The organism is Alteromonas sp. KUL49, from assembly GCF_006538345.1.
Taxonomy (GTDB): domain Bacteria; phylum Pseudomonadota; class Gammaproteobacteria; order Enterobacterales; family Alteromonadaceae; genus Alteromonas.
The window spans coordinates 47,569-64,356 of sequence record NZ_BJKL01000008.1 but is presented as its reverse complement, the minus strand read 5'-3'; the positions used below and the strand labels follow the sequence as shown (position 1 = coordinate 64,356).

Sequence of the window (16,788 nt, the reverse complement as noted above, 5' to 3'; positions counted from 1 at the left end):
GTCAGAAGCCGTGCTGAAATGAAGTAATATGATTTAATCATGTCAACAGAACAATAAAAGGCGATGTATGGATAATTCAGCCTCGTTACACGTGCTGTTAGTGGAAGATCAGCAAAGTATCGCAGCGAACATTGCTGAATATATGGAAGCCAAAGGCCATGTTTTTGATTTTGCTAGCAAGGGTATTCAAGGGCGTGACCTCGCGTTAGAAAACTACTACGATCTCATCATTCTGGACTTAAATTTGCCTACTATGGATGGCATCGAGGTATGTCAGCAACTTCGAGAGAAGGCTGAACGGCATATTCCTATTTTGATGTTAACTGCCAGAGACAGTATCGAAGATAAAGTAGCTGGTTTTGGTGTGGGAGCAGATGACTACTTAACTAAACCATTCTCGCTACAAGAATTGGAAGTACGCTGCCTTGCTTTGTCTCGTCGACACCGATTGCAGGCAGAAACGACTCAAACCCTTGGCCCGTTAGTTATCGACAAGCAACGAAAAACCGTCGTTCGTGATGGACAAGTACTTTCTCTCAGTACTATGGGTTTTAAAATTCTCAATATACTGATAGAAGCCTATCCGCAGGTGGTGAGTCGGTCGGAGCTTAGCCGCAAATTATGGGGAGATGAGCCTACAGAGTCTGATGCCATGCGTTCGCATATTTATCAGTTGCGTACTGTAATTGATAAGCCTTTTTCTTATCCCGTTATTAAGACCGTCTTTGGAGTGGGATTTACGATCGCGCTCGATCACGATGATAAAGGTGAAAAAACGTCATGAGTCGATGGAACAAACCCAAAGGCTTTCACAGTTTAAGCCGTCGTATTGTTATTCAATTTTGCGCGTTCACATTATTACTTTCTGCGGCATATGGTTTTGTGTCGTTTATGTTGATGTACAACCTAGAAGACGGTTTTATTGAACGCAACATTCAACAAGAAGCTCAGTTTTTAAAGGAGGGCTATCAAAAATCAGGACAGTGGCCAGTGCCGAGACAAGGCTCAATGAGTCTGCATTTTAGTAAGTCGACTTTTCCAGATGATATGCGCAATGTGTCACTCACTGAACCGAAAAGAGTAGAGTTCTATGGTGATAGTGGCAGGCATTATCACTTATACACCTTCCCAGAATTCAACGACACCTACTTATTAGCTGAAGTCAGTAATGACCTTATGATCCGTCCAGTACGCACTGGTTTGATGCAGTTTCTTGGTATTATTGCCGCAGTATTAACTGCGATTTCGTGTTTTGTCGCATGGTTAATAAGTCGCAGAATGACAAAACCATTAAGACAATTAGCGGATAAGGTTGATGGCGTAGCGCCTAACCAAATACCGTCTAAATTTGCTCATCAATACCCTAGGAATGAAATTGGTGTGTTATCCCATGCACTTGAACATACATTCTCTCGCATTAACCAAGCGCTTTCTCGCGAAGCTGCGTTCACCCGAGACGTAAGTCATGAATTGCGGTCGCCACTTGCCGTAATAAAAAATGCTGCTGAGTTGCACCGGAGCATAGACATATCAAAAGCGCAGTCCGAAGAGATAGTAAAACGTATTGAAGATGCCGCCGAGCGCATGGACAAAACTGTACATACACTGTTGACCTTAGCCAGAGAGGAAAGTGCACAAAGCCCTAAAGTGGTAGTGAACTTATTGAGCATTGTAGAACGAGCAGTTATCGACAACGGTGGGTTACTCAAAGGTAAGCCCATTGAGGTTGTAATAAGCGATAGCTGTAACTCACAAATTGAGGTAAGAGAAGGTATGCTCAAAGTCTTGCTAGACAACCTTCTGAGCAATGCGTTTCAGTACACAGAGCAGGGTGAGGTTAGCGTCAACTATGAACATGGCAAATTAACCGTGTCTGATACCGGCCCGGGTATACAATCAGATATAACTGACAAGGTCACTGAGCCTAGTGTTCAAGGTAAGCAAAGCACAGGTTTTGGTTTCGGGTTATCTATTGTAAAGCGCTTGTGTGAACATCAAGGTTGGGCATTGACTATTGAGAGTGGGAATCAAGAGCAAGCAGGCACCCAGATTACAGTAAGAATGACTGGTGAATTGCGTGATTAAATTGAGTATTGGGACTATCTGAATCCACTAATAGTCCCTCTGTAAATCACTATTTCTTATTTTTACGCTTTTTAACTATTAGAAATGCAAATAAGAAAATGGCTAACCCAATTGTAAAAACTACTGGTAACAACCATTGCTTAACAAAAAGAGTCTGCGTTAATGCGTTGGCTTGTTTGTTTTTGGGATCGAAATGTAATGCTTCATCAAGCATTATTTTTGCGTTTTTAATATCATTCTGAGCGATGTAGATTTTAGCCATATTGGTATATGCCATAGCTGAATCAGGCTGCATAGCAATGACTTCTTTAACCCACTGAAGCGCCTCGTTCAGCTCTCCATTTTGAGCCGCATCTGCGGCGTATAGATAGAACAAGCGCGGAGTTCTTAGCGCTGTCACTTCTCCATTATCGCCAAGTGTAATCTCCAAAGGCTCTTTGCGGTCGATAATGGTGAACTGGTTTTCTTTCTCGTAACTCAACTCAAGTTCACCAGAGCCCAAATTAACAAACATTGCACTGCCAGTAGATTGCAAAGTCACTATCTGACCATCACTCAAAGACAATGCAAATGTTTTATCTTGATACCAAATCGGTAGGTTATCTTTAGCGGCTTGGTTCTCTTCATACTGAGTCAATTCTGGAGATAATGAAACCTCACCTTCAGAAGCTGAGATAATACCCTCAAGTATTTTTTTAATAGCTTTAGCTGAAACTGAATGTTCCAAGTAGGTATTGACGCGTAAAACGATAACTAAGTCGCGTTCAGGGTAGACTGCTAGAATATGTCCCCCGGCCCCGCGAGCACTGTAGCTACCGTCTTCCTCAACCCACCACATATAGCCATAAAAAGGCGGATATTTGTCGCCCATATTGGTTTCACTCATTGCTTGGGTGCTTTTTGATACCCATTCGCTAGGAATAAGTTGATGGCCTTGCCAATTTCCGTTTCTCTCATAGAGTAACCCCAATCGCGCTAGGTCACGCGAAGACATGCGAAATTGCACAGCCTGATGCTCTGAATCTCCGCTTACTGAGTAACTATCAAATTCTCTGAAATCTTGCATCTGTATGGGCTCGGCAATATGGCGCTTGAATGCTTCTGCGATTTCTTCATTAGTTAGCTGAGTAAAAATACTGCCCGCGACATTAAAGTCCCAGTTGTTATACCACCAATGGGTGCCAGGCAAGTGACTGCCACGTTCAGGTCGGCTACTAATCATTTGCCCTCCCTCAGCAGCTGCAGGCAAGTAGATCCCGGATCGAGATGCCAATATATCGGACAGAGTTGCTGATAGTTCTGAAGCGGTGAGTAGCTCACCTTCGGTAACATTCAATTCAGCCAATGATGCAGTGAGATCAATATTAGAATAGTGGATGCCATAAAGCGTACTTAACATACTTTTTCGAATTGAATGTACGAGGAAACGACGATCATTTTCTCCCCAATCAACAACAACCGCGCCGTTTTTTACTACCAAAAGCCCAGCAAAACGTTTCCGGTCATAAAATTTTCTGACTCTATTTAAACGATGGGGTATAAACCCAGCTTGTTCCATCTGCTCATAGCGAGACCAAACTTCTTCGGGAAAAATATCTTCTGTGCTATTTTCGGCAAAGGTTTGACAGACGAACGCACCCCAAAGTGCTATTGCCAACCATAGCTTCACAAATACTGCTTTGAACATAAATGAGCCCAAACTCTCCAATGTTGGTTTTGTTCATCATACAAATATCCATTTTCAGCGCATTGTTTTAAATGTAAGCATCTATTTAAGTTGTCTTATCACTGATAGACAAACGCAATACATGCCCTTTGCCATCGATGGTAACAATGAGATAAATGCTTCCATCAGGTGCTACTTTAACCTCGCGGATTCTGCCTCTGTCTGACAGTACGATTTCCTTTGCTGTTATTGTGTCTCCATCTATGGTGAAAAGTTGCAAGTCTTGAATAGCCATACCACCCACTAATAGTTTGCCATTCCATTCGCTAAACATGTCGCCGTTGTAGAAGCTAATACCTGCTGGCGCGATTGACGGAACCCAATAGTGTTTTGGCTGTTCCATGCCATCCTTTGCAGTTAAATGCGTCATGGGTGTGCCATCATAATTCATACCGTAAGTGATGATCGGCCAACCATAGTTGCGCGCTTTTGTTACTACATTTAATTCGTCGCCACCTCTAGGGCCGTGCTCTGCTTCCCAAATGAGTCCCGTGGTTGGGTCAACATCCATGCCTTGTGGATTTCTGTGGCCAAATGACCAAATTGCACTTAGCGTGTCAGGGGTATTCACAAATGGATTGTCGGTTGGAACACGGCCATCGTCGTGTAACCTCAAGACTTTTCCGTTAGGAATTGTCATGTCTTGTGCACTTGGGCGAATACCCCGTTCACCCATAGTGAAGAATAGGTAGCCGTCGTTAAACACAATACGAGAGCCAAAATGGCGGCCTGATTTAGAGTGTGAAGCGGGATCTGATGCGAAGAGTACATGGTGATCTTCCCACCGGTGATTATTTATTTTTCCCCGTGCAATGGCTAAGCCACCGACTTCACCGTCGGTTGAGTAAGAATAGGCCAAATATACCCAACCGTTGTTGTGATAGTTTGGGTGAAGGGCAACGTCGAGCAATCCACCTTGCCCTTGTTGCCATACTTCAGGAAGCCCTTGTATGTCGCCAATTAATTCGCCGTCGGCAGATAGGTGATAAAGCGCACCGTCTCTTTGTGTGGTGATAAAGCTACCATCAGGTAGAAATTCCAACGCCCACAAAATACTTGGCGCTATATAAACCTCAGTAATATCGAAGGTATGTCCGAGGGACGTTACTCTTGATGGCTGCGTTTCGTCAGGGACAACTCTACGGCTAGCTTTAAATCGTTGTTCATTAATATAAATAACCAGTGCGCGAATCTGCTCAGCCGACAGCGCATCTTGCCACGCTGGCATACCCCGGGAAATTAGGCCCTCAGCGATGATCTTTGTTAAAGCATCTGGCGAGCCATCAACAATCCATTGATCATCAAGTAGTGAACCGGCCATTCCACCAGAAAGATTTTTACCGTGGCATGATGCGCACAGTTGTTCGAAAGTATCTTCTGCGTTTTGTGAGCCCTTTGAGGCAAACGAAAAGCACAGGAATATCAAAGAAATAACAAATGTTAAGCGGCGTTGGTTCATTTTATTTATCACTTCCATAATAGAGGTTCCTATATTAACTACCATAGGTAGCTAGTGTTTGGGAGGCAACTTTATTCATGATTAGTAGAGTACGCTAGGCAGCCACAGGGTTAATGCTGGCACCATCATGATGAGTACCAAAACAATACCCAAGGGCAACAGAAAGGGCAGTGTTGCTTTAGCACATTGCTCGACTGACATCTTGGACACTCTCGACAACACAAACAACACCATACCTAAAGGAGGTGTCAGCAATCCCAACATTAGATTCAACAACATAATCACGCCAAACTGAATCGGATCAATACCTGCGGCAGTGGCAACCGGAAGTAATATTGGCGTTAGAATAGTGATAGCGGCAATGGTTTCCATAAAGCACCCGATCACAAATAGTACGAGGGTAATGGCTACCATTAAACCAAATTTAGTTGCTCCCACAGTAGTTAATGCATTAGCCACAACGTCGTTTACGCCTTGACTGGTGAGTACCCAAGAAAACACCGCGGCGCGCCAATAATCAGCATGATCATGCTGGTGGTTTCGACGGTTTCAGAAGACACTTTCAATAGGTTTTTTAATAGTAAGTGTTTTATACACCACCGCGCTCAGAATGAATGCGTAAACACACGCCACAACAGCAGCTTCGGTGGCAGTAAACCACCCCGTTAAAATACCGCCGACGATAATGACAGGGGCCATGAGTGATAAGAAGGCTTTGTTGAAGGTAACTACAATTCGCTTGAGGGAAAATGAAGCGTCTTTGGGGTAATCGCGCTTGCGTGCAAAGTAAGCCACCATGAGCGAAAGCGATACTGCCATCAGCAACCCTGGAATTAGGCCTGCGGCAAAGAGTTGACCGATGGAGACACCAGCCAAGACAGCATATATGATCATGGGTAAACTCGGGGGAATAATTGGCCCAATGGTGGATGACGCCGCCGTTAACCCCACAGAAAACCCTACATCGTATCCTCGACTTCGCATTGCTTTAATTTCGATGGCGCCGAGTCCTCCTGCATCGGCAACAGCAGCACCGGACATGCCAGAAAATAGGATAGACGCGCCAACATTTACGTGACCCAACCCACCTCGCATCCATCCAGAAAGTGCCTCTGCAAAATCAAAGATACGTTTGGTAATGCCACCTTGATTCATGAGGGCACCGGCAAGAATGAAAAACGGAATGGAAAGTAATGGAAAGCTGTCCATGCCACTTACCATTTGATGAAGCACCACAAGACTGGGAATGCTGCCCTCCACCAATATTGCGAGAAGCGACGCAATGGCAAGTGACAAAGCAATGGGCACTCCCAAGACAACAAGAATAAACAGTGCGACAAAAAGTACCAAGATAACCATGTTTCGGCCTTTATTGAGAGTTGTGGTAAGTGATTAAAAGAGATTGGAGTGTTCGCAATAAACAAGCGCACAAGGCCAAGCCTACTGCACCGTAAAGCGCGGTGAGTGACAAATCGATAGATGTCATTTTGTGTGTAGTCAGGTGAGGTAAGATAGCTATGGTGGAAACGATGAGAAACACTAAGAAGTAGGCGCTCACGAGTTTTACCCCTAGCTCAGCCCACTTTCGAAGTTGGGTTGGCAATTTTTGCTGAAAGTAGATAAATCCAATGTGAGAGTGCTTTCTGAACCCCATACTGGCACCCACAAAGGTGAAGATAATCAACTGATATCGAGCGACTTCTTCAGTCCAGCCAAGAGGCGCATTGAGTAGATATCGACTAAGTACCTGCAAAACCAATGTACTGGCAAGTAAATAGAACAGAGCAATAGCAAAGTAGTCCTCTGTATGTAAGCAAACCGGCGTGTTGTCTTCGACATCGTCCCAATCAATTTCTTGAGTATTTTTAGTGTCGGTATTAGAGCGTTTGGATGCGGTCATAAGTGGCTCTGCTCTCGAGTGGAATGATATTTTGGGTAAAACGTAAGACGTTGTTTCTGAATGCAGCGCGGTCGACAGAATTCACGGAAATGTTTTGCTCTTCAAACCATTGCGACAGTTTAGCTTCGTATTCTCTTGTTTCTTGCGAAGCCTGCTGTGCTGCCTGTTTCAATACCTCAGAAAAGGTATTTTTGTCGTCGGAAGACAAGGCTGTTAATAAGTCATCGCTCATAACCGTTAAGATTGAGCCCAGTATGTGCCCAGTAAGGTTGATGTGCTCTTGCACTTCGTAAAAACGCTTGGCTTGTATAGTTACCAATGGATTTTCTTGAGAATCAACAACACCTTGTTGAATAGCTAAGTAGACTTCTGAAAAAGCAATAGGACTAGGTTTGGCACCAAGCGCAAGAGGGAATATTTGATAAATTGCCGCACCGGGAACTCTTATTTTAAGACCTTCGATATTTTCTGGGGACAGCACAGGCCGGTTGGCGGTTAAATGCCGTTCACCGTAATAGCTTGACCCCATGATGTGATTACCGTGGGACTTCTCATGATATTCCTTGCTGAGCTGGGTAAACAATTCTGAAGCGACAAAACGCTGCCAATGGGAATAGTCTTCAAAAATATACGGCATCTCCGACAACCCAAGTGGCGGGTGGGCCTGTGCAGCAAAACTAACTCCCGTATAAATAATGTCTATCGAACCAATACTGATGCTTTGGTTAATCTGAGCTTCTTTACCTAAAGACGAGGACGGAAAAACCTTTATTTTATAACGACCATTGGTTTGTGAATAAATTTCGTCGCTCGCCCAAAGCGCCCATTTATGTAGAGGGTGCGATTGTTCATACACGTGTGCCCAGCGAACAATACGAGTCGTTTTAGCCTCTGATTGTGCCAGAGCAAATGGAATATGAACGAGTAGGCAGCTCAACAGAAACAGCAGTTTTCGTTTCATTGAAAATTATTTATTTGGTTAATTGTTAACAAAGTATCAGGGTGTAAAAGGTTTGTAAATAGCTAAAGTCGCCATTTAATCTCATCCTCTTTACACTAACTTTTTGAATTTTTAATTCTGCACTTGATTAGCGCGTTGTAGTGTCACACTCTACTATTGGGAATTAAATCATATTCATAATTACAAGAAATAAAGGATACCTATGACAGTCAACCAATCGTCTTGGGCTACCAGAGCCTTGGATAAAGTAGAGCGAATCGGGAACAAACTCCCCGATCCGGCGATTATATTTTTCGTGTGCTTGCTCGTGGTGTGGGGGTTATCTGCGGCGCTTTCACAAGTGTCCTTTGACACGATTGACCCGCGGACAGGTGAGGCAGTCGTTGTAAATAATTTGCTTACTGGCGATTCACTCGCTGACTTTCTTTCTCGCATGGTAAAAATATTCACTGGTTTTGCACCGTTGGGTGTAGTGTTAGTCGCTATGTTAGGTGTTGGGGTTGCTGAGCATTCCGGCTTTATTAGTGCGGGTTTAAAACGCATGCTAGACTGGACTCCCAAAGCGTTGTTAACGCCAGTGGTTGTGCTTGTGGCTATCGTTAGCCACACTGCTACCGATGCTGGATATGTCTTGGTGATCCCGTTAGCTGGGGTGATATTTTACGCCATGGGTCGTCATCCATTGGCGGGCATAGCGGCGGCGTTTGCTGGTGTATCCGGGGGCTTTTGCGCCAACTTTATTCCCTCAGCCATAGATCCATTATTGCAATCCTTTACTCAGTCGGCGGCACAGATCATCGACCCTGATATTCAAATTAACCCTTTAAATAACTGGTTTTTTAATTCAGCGTCTAGCTTAGTTATTATTTCAATCGCTTGGTATCTAACCGATAAAGTCATTGAGCCCCGTTTAAAAGATGTAGAGGTCGACGGTGACCCTGCCGATATTCCTAAGTTTGAAGAACTGAATCCAAAGCAAACTAAAGCGTTGCGAGTAGCCACTATCGTCATGCTGTTGGGGATTGCAGCACTTATTGCTATTTTGGTCCCCGATAGTTCACCCATGCGCGCACCTGACGGACAATTAACGTCTTTTGCAGCGCCCGTTATGCAGTCAATAGTACCGCTAATCTTCTTACTGTTCTTGCTCCCTGGTGTGATTTACGGCTTTATGTCGGGTGCCTATTCTACCAGTAAAGACATGATAGATAGCATGACGAAAGCTATGCAAGGCATGAGTTATTACATCGTAATGGCGTTCTTCTGTGCTTTGTTTATTGATGCTTTCGGTAAGTCTAATTTGGGAGCCTTACTTGCCATTGAAGGAGCACAGTTCCTTAAAGTGTTACAACTACCGAGTATGGTGACTATTGTTGGGCTTATTTTTCTAACGGCATTTGTGAATCTTTTTGTAGGTTCATCGTCGGCAAAATGGGCGCTGTTAGGACCAATTTTTGTACCCATGCTTATGCAACTAGGTATCTCGCCTGACTTAACACAGGCGGCCTACCGTTTGGGAGATTCATCATCTAATATTGTCACACCGCTAATGCCGTATTTCCCATTGGTAGTGGTTTACTGCCAACGCTATGTAACGAGCACAGGCATTGGCACCTTGTTGTCGTTGATGCTGCCTTTCACTGTGACTATTTTGATTATCTGGACGGCATTCCTGTTATTGTACTGGGGCTTAGGTTTACCTTTGGGTCTGCAGTCTAGCTATGTTTACCCTGCGGCAGGGTAAGCTTAATTAAAGTAAAAGCGGCGATGATCTATCGCCGTTTTTATTCTAGCTACAGTTTCAAGGCTGCCATTTCTTCATAATAGGGCATGGCTTGATTTACAACAGCTTCAAGGTCTGATGGTAGAGAGGGAAGAGGCTTTTTAGGTGTCGCTTCCAGTCCCGTACTTTTCCAAACAGAACCATACCAATGTGGAGCCCATACACCATCGTCTTTGTTACCGCCAGATGGCCAGTGTAGCATGTCTGGTTGATAGGCTATTCCAATGGCTTCACACAATGCCTCTAGCTTGGCAGCAGGTTTTTCCAAAACATCATCACTATCAATCACAATAGGAGTTTTGCCCAAGGTGTTTTTTACATAATGCAAAAGCTCCCATTGGCGGACAAATCCAATATCTTTGAGCGTTGGGTTTTCACGTTTCTGCTGGTAACTTGCCACCACACGGGCAGGGTGCCTGATTAAAAATACATTGGTGAGCGAAGATAACCAGTCGAGTGGGAAAGTTTCGACCATATGGTGGGTCATTTGCTTTTGATAAAACAGTGACTTTCCGTTGGGTGTATCGCCTAAACACTGCTGTATAACGGTGCTAGCCTCGCTGGGCTGTGCGTTGAGTATCTCTTCTTGCATAGGATGCTCTAAACCTGTAGCGGTAAGATACGCGGCGTAAAACGGCTCATCTACCACGGCACAATCAGTACGCGCAGCAAAGGCATACATCATGGCTGTTGATAAGTTTCTAGGTCCAGACCACATGGCGATACGCATTATTGTGCTCCTTTAACCAAGTCAAAGTACCACTGGCGAATCTTCTGAGTCATAGGCCCAGGATAATCAGCACCAATTTTACGACCATCAATATGAGAGACTGGTGTTTGAGCACCAAATGTCCCGGTGAGAAAAGCTTCATCGGCGCCGTAAGTATCGACTAGTGAGTAATTTTTTTCTCTGACAACCACGCCATTAGCTCGGCAAACATCAATAACTTTTTGTCGCGTTATTCCGTTCATGCAGTAATCGCCCGTTGACGTCCAGACTTCACCTTTTCGAACAATAAAAAAGTTACAGGCATTGGTTGTATTCACAAAGCCATTGATGTCGAGCATTAGGGCTTCATCTGCACCACATTTCTCTGCGGCAATACACGCTAATATACAATTGAGTTTGCTATGGCTATTGAGCTTAGGGTCTTGAGTCATTGGTAATCCGCGCAGGTGAGGCACAGTAGCCAGCTTGATTGGGCGGGCAATGGAAGCTTTTGAGTGCTCACAAATGATAACTAATGTTGGCCCTTGCTGAGACAACGCAGGATGTTGAAAAGGTTTACTTTTTATTCCTCGAGTAAACATTAAGCGCGCGTGTACATCGGTGTGCATATCGTTAGCTAGACGAGTCTGCTCAAGGGCGTCGATAACCTGCGCTTTAGACATTTGAAGATCCATATCTACGGCAAGAGAAGCTTCGAATAAGCGATCCATATGCTCATCTAAAAAGGCCCACTTACCGTTGTACAAACGCAGACCTTCCCAAATACCATCCCCCAACATAAACCCACTGTCGTAAACAGACACTTTGGCTTGGGCTCTAGGGACAATGTCGCCGTTGACGTAAATTTTTATATGATCGTTGCGATCGTCTTGCGCTGCGGTGTGGGTACTAACGTCGTTCATAGGCTCTTCTTATTGTTGAGGATTTCTTATGATGACAGCATTGTGGCTGAGCTTCTTACAAGACTCAACCCATAAGATAAGTGTGTAATTTATATTGCGTGCAAAGTATTTTTTGTTTATATTATTTTGTGTACAAACTATATTGAATTGAGAGAGTGGAAAGATGGTAGAATATTCAGGCACATTATTTACCCTAACCTTGTTGCTAACTATGGTGGTTATTCAAGCTATTATTGCAACGGGGGCTCACAGAAAGCAAACTCAGTACATTCCGGGTGTGGTAGCTAGCGAACTAGATCACCACTCATTTGTGTTTAGAAGTCACCGCACCTTCTTAAACTCTTTGGAAAATGTTCCTGTATTCATATTAACTGCCATGTTGGCAATGGCGGCGGGCGTTGGTGCGGAGGCACTTTTCTGGTCAACAGCAGTTTTCACTGGTGCTAGAGCGATTCATATGGTGCTGTTTTATGCCATAGCTACGAATAAAAACCCCAGTCCACGAAGCTACTTTTACATGGTTGGATTGCTTACCCAATTGACTTTACTGGGGTTGGTTTTTGCAGCGTTTTAATAGCCAATTGGTGGGGTTATTTAAAGAGTGAGTAGGGAATGGGGATGGCAGCTGTGGCCATCCCTGTTCTTTTAATTGATACCCAGTTCTTTTAACTTGCGGGTAAGGGTATTTCTCCCCCAGCCCAAACGCTTTGCAGCGTCTTGTTTATGGCCGTGAGTATGATGTAGCGCTCGCTCCAACATGATTTTTTCAAAAGTTAGAATAGCGTCATTGAGAATATTCTGACGACCATCTCGTAACTGTTTGTCGGTCCAACTCGCCAACAGTTCGGGCCAATCACCTTGCTCAGTAATTGGTGTGTCTACACTCGCCGTGTTGTGGATCTCAGGGGGGTAAGTCACCTGGAAGCACTTCTTGGCCGCTCGCCATTACGGTTAGCCAACGACATACGTTTTCTAACTGGCGCACATTTCCCGGCCACGCTAGCTGTGCCATGACTTTTTCAGCTTCTTTACTCAATGTCTTTGCTTCCACATCGAGTTCTGTCGCTGCACGACGTAAGAAGTGTCTGGCAAGTAGTGGTATATCTTCTCTGCGTTCTGCTAGCGAAGGTAAGTGAACACGAATAACATTCAGACGATGAAATAAATCTTCCCTAAACTTTCCTTCCGCTACCCGTTGCTCTAGGTTTTGGTGAGTTGCAGCAATAATACGCACATCCACTGATACCGACTGGTGTCCGCCAACCCGATAAAACTGTCCATCGGCCAACACTCTCAATAATCGAGTTTGAACGTCTAGGGGCATATCTCCGATTTCATCGAGAAAGAGCGTACCGCCATCGGCTTGTTCAAATCGCCCTTGTCGGGCATTTTGTGCCCCAGTAAAGGCGCCTTTTTCATGACCAAACAGTTCAGATTCTACCAAGTCTGCTGGAATAGCCGCCATGTTCAACGCTATAAATGTCTGGCTAGAACGAGGGCTGTGGCGATGAAGCGCCTGAGCGACCAATTCTTTACCCGTACCAGATTGCCCATTGATGAGTACACTAATAGACGAGCGTGAGAGGCGGCCAATGGCTCTGAACACCTCCTGCATCGCTGGCGCCTCACCGATGATTTCGGTTACATTTTCTTCCACAGGCACTTGAGAGCTCTTAGATTGCTCACGGGAGTGGGCCAGTGCTCTTTGTGTTAATGCCACTGCCTCATCAATATCGAACGGCTTTGGTAAGTACTCAAAAGCACCTTTCTGATAGGCATTGACCGCACTATCTAAATCAGAATGCGCAGTCATAATGATCACCGGTATCATTGGATAACTTGCGTGCACCTCATTGAGCAAGGTCATGCCGTCCATTTGGGGCATACGAATATCTGAAATAATGACTTCTGGTGGTTGACCTCTTTGAAGCTGTAATAATAAGTCTTGAGGGTTTTCAAAACAGCAGCAACCAATATCAGCTGCTTGTAAGGCTTTTTGAAGCACCCAACGAATAGAACTGTCGTCGTCGACAATCCATACCGATTCATTCGTCATTGCTCGACTCCTTACGATCAATAGGTAGAAATATAGTAAATTCTGTATGCCCGGGGTGGCTATCTACGCCAATTTTTCCGCCATGGTGGTTAATCAGTGTTTGTGAAATAGACAGGCCTAATCCACTACCGTTCTGTTTCGTACTCACCATGGGATAAAACAATGTGTCTTTGATTTCTGCTGGTATACCAGGACCATTATCGACAATAGTGATTTTCACGACCAATGCGTGGCGCTTCGATTGAATGGTCATTTGTCGCTCAACCCGCGTCATCAGTGTTATTTTGGGGTTTGGCGTGTTGCTCTCAACCAAGGCCTGAATACTATTGCGAGCAATATTCAACACGGCCTGTTGAATCATATCTGGGTCGATAAATACATCGGGGATGCTTGGGTCGTAGTCTTTAACTATAGTGACCGGTGTATCTGAATCAACTCGCATTAAACCTCGCACAGCTTCCAATGCCTGATGAACATTGCACTGTTGAAACCTTGGCAACGCATTGGGGCCTAAAAGTCTATCTACTAGGCTCCGCAACCTGTCAGACTGTTCGATAATCATGCGCGTAAATTCGCGGTGTTGTTCATCGAGTTCTTTGTCTAGCAGCTGTGCTGCACCTCGAATACCGCCGAGTGGATTCTTGATCTCATGAGCCAATCCACGTACTAGCTCTCTAGCGGCGTAATGCTGAGCATTCTGAAGGTTTTCTCTGGAGATACGCTTTTGCTGATCTATTTTTTTAACTTCAAACATTAATTGCGGACCAGAGATTGTTTGAAGGTTAGTCACAGTTAAATCTACAAGCACCGATCTGTGATCGCGAAAGTTGAGTCGAATCTCATTCTCGGTAAAGTCTTCACCAAGGCGAAGTGCGGCTCTAAGACGATTAGTATCTATGGCGGTAGGCAAGAAGAAATCGCTCAGCGGATGTCCGCAGAGTTGTTTATACCCTGTTTCGAATAGTGCCTCTCCTGCGTGGTTGGCGTAAACAATATTGAGTTTTTCGTCTACGGCAACAAGTGCGGTATTAAGGCTGTTGAGCAAATATTTAGTTTCAGACTCGGTTGGCTGCATGCCGAGCACTACTCCGTTGCACGATAATGGTGCATTGTACCCTATCTTGCGCAAACGGGCGCACTGTAATTTACATGTCACTTTTGTCGTGAACTGCGTTGGTGCGAGGGCTGCGCTACGATAGAACGTTAGTTATTGTTAATTAACACTGATGCTTTGTGTAAAAACAGTGTTTGTTCAGGACTAGATGCAAGAGTCTTGCCCTTATTGTCCATAAGTATAACTAGATAAGTATGCGTGCCGCGGTCTACACCGGATAGCGTAAAAATTCCCGTGGTGTTTTTTTGCACCATGTTTCCGTCGAATAGCAATCCATAACTAGGGTTTGAAACTGTTTCCACGGGTTTTACGCGAATAGATATATCTCCTTGATTACTTCGAATGGTTGCTTCTGGTGCAGGATAGGCAATTTCTAAAGGTGAGTATTGCCGTTCAGTGCTTTGTATCGGTGCCGAGGATACCTGAGGGGCGGACAGTGGAGCCGATTGATTGGCTGTATTGCTGCTCGCTTCAAATACGGAGACAGCGCTGGAGTTTGGATGTACATCAGTATAGATAATTGTGCCGTCGTCATTGACAACTTCATATATGGTTTTGTCCTGAGCTACGCACACCGATGCAGTAGAAACCGTAAGGTAAAGTAGTGAGAGAGCACGGCTTGCTTTTGACTTCACGAGTTTACATCCTCTACTTGAGTTGGTCCTGCGTTTACTTTATGGATTAAATAATAGGTAATCGAGCTATGGAATAAAAGTGGGTTACTAACAGTGATGTATAAAAGCTGATACCTACTTTGCAACTTGCCGTTTATAGTGATATCTGCCGTAGAAGTATACTGGTGGATGGTAGGAATTAGGTGAGTAGTATTGAGTAAGATACTGCTGCGTTAAAATTTAGGGTATAAAAAAGGGAAACGTTATGTTTCCCTTTTTTGGCAAGATTAACATTAAATCTTAAGCAAGTGCTTGCTTAGTAATCTTGATGATAATAGACGCTACTTTGTACGGATCAGCGTTAGAAGAAGTACGACGGTCTTCTAGACGGCCTTTCCAACCATCTTCTACAGTGCTGATTGGGATACGGATAGATGCACCACGGTCAGAAACACCATAGCTGTACTGGTCGATAGACTGAGTTTCGTGCTTACCAGTTAGACGCTGTTCGTTGTGAGCACCGTATACGTCGATACATGCGCCAACATTTTTACCAAACTCTTCACAGATCTTAGTAAATACTGCTTCTTCGCCTGCTTCACGCATAGCGCCGTTAGAGAAGTTAGCGTGCATACCAGAACCGTTCCAGTCAGTGTCGCCTAGAGGCTTCGGATGATACTCAATAGCAAGACCATACTTCTCAGCAGTACGTTCTAGTAGGTAGCGAGCCAACCAGATTTCATCACCAGCGCGTGCTGCGCTCTTAGCGAATACTTGGAATTCCCATTGACCAGCAGCAACTTCAGCGTTGATACCTTCAACGTTAAGGCCAGCTTCAAGACATAGGTCTAGGTGCTCTTCGATTAGGTCGCGACAGAAAGCGTTTTTCGCGCCAACAGAACAGTAATAAGGACCTTGTGGCTCAGGGTAACCGCCAGCTGGGAAGCCCGGTGGGCGATTTGTTTCTGGATCCCATAGGAAGTACTCTTGCTCGAAACCGAACCAGAAATCATCATCATCGTCATCGATAGTTGCACGACCGTTAGACTCGTGAGCAGTGCCGTCAGCGTTTAGCACTTCAGTCATTACTAGGTATGCGTTCAAACGACCTGGATCAGGAATGATTGCAACAGGCTTCAAAAGACAATCTGACGCGTTGCCTTCTGCTTGCTCTGTAGAGCTACCGTCAAAAGACCACATTGGGCAATCTTCTAGCTTACCGCTAAAGTCACTGCGTACCATAGTTTTGCTGCGAAGGCTCTGAGTAGGCTTGTAGCCGTCTAGCCAGATGTATTCCAACTTACTCTTCATTCTTTTAGTTCTCCAATCATGTGAAAAAGTTAAGGCATCACTTCCAGGGTTAATGCCGATTTTAACTAGCGGAATAATATGTAGAAAGATTGTAAACACATTTCATGCCATGTCGGGAAATGTGAAAAGTTTCTTTTGTTTTAACTA

At 44.6% G+C, this 16,788-nt stretch carries 13 protein-coding genes and 2 pseudogenes; 4 read left to right on the top strand and 11 right to left on the bottom strand.

Annotation, left to right across the window (positions count from 1 at the left end):
* The first annotated feature begins 67 nt into the window (after window positions 1-67).
* Both EYS00_RS14550 and EYS00_RS14545 read left to right on the top strand, forming a co-directional pair.
* On the top strand, window positions 68-784 hold the full coding sequence (locus tag EYS00_RS14550) for a response regulator transcription factor (protein WP_130637872.1): 717 nt from the start codon (window positions 68-70) through the stop codon (window positions 782-784).
* Window positions 781-2,085 (top strand): HAMP domain-containing sensor histidine kinase, encoded by a 1,305-nt coding sequence (locus EYS00_RS14545; protein WP_130637870.1) that lies wholly within the window; start codon window positions 781-783, stop codon window positions 2,083-2,085. Before EYS00_RS14550 ends, EYS00_RS14545 begins: the two co-directional genes overlap by 4 nt.
* Window positions 2,086-2,134: 49 nt before the next feature.
* On the opposite strand, the gene EYS00_RS14540 is transcribed toward EYS00_RS14545, so the two are convergent.
* The 5 genes and pseudogenes from EYS00_RS14540 to EYS00_RS14520 form a co-directional block, all read right to left on the bottom strand.
* Entirely contained in the window at window positions 2,135-3,754 is a 1,620-nt protein-coding gene (locus EYS00_RS14540) for a serine hydrolase (RefSeq protein WP_207301714.1), read from the bottom strand.
* Window positions 3,755-3,857: 103 nt separating this feature from the next.
* Complete coding sequence (locus tag EYS00_RS14535) at window positions 3,858-5,288, bottom strand: PQQ-dependent sugar dehydrogenase (protein ID WP_165399392.1); 1,431 nt, start codon at window positions 5,286-5,288, stop codon at window positions 3,858-3,860.
* A gap of 63 nt (window positions 5,289-5,351) precedes the next feature.
* A pseudogene (locus EYS00_RS14530) lies at window positions 5,352-6,629 on the bottom strand (TRAP transporter large permease).
* 10 nt (window positions 6,630-6,639) lie between these two features.
* Window positions 6,640-7,170: a TRAP transporter small permease gene (locus EYS00_RS14525; RefSeq protein WP_130637864.1), complete on the bottom strand. Its 531-nt coding sequence runs from the start codon at window positions 7,168-7,170 to the stop codon at window positions 6,640-6,642.
* Complete coding sequence (locus EYS00_RS14520) at window positions 7,148-8,131, bottom strand: DctP family TRAP transporter solute-binding subunit (RefSeq protein ID WP_130637862.1); 984 nt, start codon at window positions 8,129-8,131, stop codon at window positions 7,148-7,150. The genes EYS00_RS14525 and EYS00_RS14520 overlap by 23 nt, the downstream gene beginning before the upstream one ends.
* Window positions 8,132-8,333: 202 nt before the next feature.
* Between EYS00_RS14520 and EYS00_RS14515 the strand changes: the two genes are divergently transcribed.
* Window positions 8,334-9,875 carry an AbgT family transporter gene (locus tag EYS00_RS14515; RefSeq protein WP_130637860.1) on the top strand — a complete coding sequence of 514 codons (1,542 nt, stop codon included), beginning with the start codon at window positions 8,334-8,336 and terminating at the stop codon, window positions 9,873-9,875.
* Between the two features lie 49 nt (window positions 9,876-9,924).
* Here the strand turns inward: EYS00_RS14515 and EYS00_RS14510 are convergent, their stop codons facing one another.
* The gene (locus EYS00_RS14510; protein ID WP_130637858.1) at window positions 9,925-10,644 is read right to left on the bottom strand and encodes an HAD family hydrolase; all 720 of its coding nucleotides are present in this window, start codon (window positions 10,642-10,644) and stop codon (window positions 9,925-9,927) included.
* Window positions 10,644-11,546 (bottom strand): aminotransferase class IV, encoded by a 903-nt coding sequence (locus EYS00_RS14505; RefSeq protein WP_130637856.1) that lies wholly within the window; start codon window positions 11,544-11,546, stop codon window positions 10,644-10,646. Before EYS00_RS14505 ends, EYS00_RS14510 begins: the two co-directional genes overlap by 1 nt.
* A gap of 163 nt (window positions 11,547-11,709) precedes the next feature.
* Here EYS00_RS14505 and EYS00_RS14500 point away from each other — a divergent pair, with 163 nt between their 5' ends.
* A complete protein-coding gene (locus EYS00_RS14500; protein ID WP_130637854.1) occupies window positions 11,710-12,120 on the top strand; it encodes an MAPEG family protein in 411 nt (136 codons plus the stop codon).
* 71 nt (window positions 12,121-12,191) lie between these two features.
* On the opposite strand, the pseudogene glnG reads toward EYS00_RS14500, so the two are convergent.
* The 4 genes and pseudogenes from glnG to EYS00_RS14480 all read right to left on the bottom strand — a co-directional run bounded on the left by glnG (window position 12,192) and on the right by EYS00_RS14480 (window position 16,641).
* Window positions 12,192-13,602, bottom strand: a pseudogene (gene glnG / locus EYS00_RS14495) (nitrogen regulation protein NR(I)).
* Complete coding sequence (glnL, locus tag EYS00_RS14490; RefSeq protein ID WP_130637852.1) at window positions 13,592-14,677, bottom strand: nitrogen regulation protein NR(II); 1,086 nt, start codon at window positions 14,675-14,677, stop codon at window positions 13,592-13,594. Before glnL ends, glnG begins: the two are co-directional and overlap by 11 nt.
* Before the next feature lie 128 nt (window positions 14,678-14,805).
* Window positions 14,806-15,351 carry a DUF4124 domain-containing protein gene (locus EYS00_RS14485; protein WP_130637850.1) on the bottom strand — a complete coding sequence of 182 codons (546 nt, stop codon included), beginning with the start codon at window positions 15,349-15,351 and terminating at the stop codon, window positions 14,806-14,808.
* Between the two features lie 279 nt (window positions 15,352-15,630).
* Window positions 15,631-16,641, bottom strand: a complete 1,011-nt coding sequence (locus EYS00_RS14480) for a glutamine synthetase beta-grasp domain-containing protein (protein ID WP_130637848.1) — start codon at window positions 16,639-16,641, stop codon at window positions 15,631-15,633.
* Window positions 16,642-16,788: the final 147 nt, after the last annotated feature.

Excerpts from the sequence above, each read along its gene's own strand:
- EYS00_RS14525 (WP_130637864.1), bottom strand. The coding sequence starts at position 7,170 with ATGACCGCATCCAAACGCTCTAATACCGACACTAAAAATACTCAAGAA.
- EYS00_RS14515 (WP_130637860.1), top strand. The coding sequence starts at position 8,334 with ATGACAGTCAACCAATCGTCTTGGGCTACCAGAGCCTTGGATAAAGTA.
- EYS00_RS14550 (WP_130637872.1), top strand. The coding sequence starts at position 68 with ATGGATAATTCAGCCTCGTTACACGTGCTGTTAGTGGAAGATCAGCAA.
- EYS00_RS14500 (WP_130637854.1), top strand. The coding sequence starts at position 11,710 with ATGGTAGAATATTCAGGCACATTATTTACCCTAACCTTGTTGCTAACT.
- EYS00_RS14505 (WP_130637856.1), bottom strand. The coding sequence starts at position 11,546 with ATGAACGACGTTAGTACCCACACCGCAGCGCAAGACGATCGCAACGAT.
- glnL (WP_130637852.1), bottom strand. The coding sequence starts at position 14,677 with ATGCAGCCAACCGAGTCTGAAACTAAATATTTGCTCAACAGCCTTAAT.
- EYS00_RS14480 (WP_130637848.1), bottom strand. The coding sequence starts at position 16,641 with ATGAAGAGTAAGTTGGAATACATCTGGCTAGACGGCTACAAGCCTACT.
- EYS00_RS14545 (WP_130637870.1), top strand. The coding sequence starts at position 781 with ATGAGTCGATGGAACAAACCCAAAGGCTTTCACAGTTTAAGCCGTCGT.
- EYS00_RS14510 (WP_130637858.1), bottom strand. The coding sequence starts at position 10,644 with ATGCGTATCGCCATGTGGTCTGGACCTAGAAACTTATCAACAGCCATG.
- EYS00_RS14520 (WP_130637862.1), bottom strand. The coding sequence starts at position 8,131 with ATGAAACGAAAACTGCTGTTTCTGTTGAGCTGCCTACTCGTTCATATT.
- EYS00_RS14535 (WP_165399392.1), bottom strand. The coding sequence starts at position 5,288 with ATGGAAGTGATAAATAAAATGAACCAACGCCGCTTAACATTTGTTATT.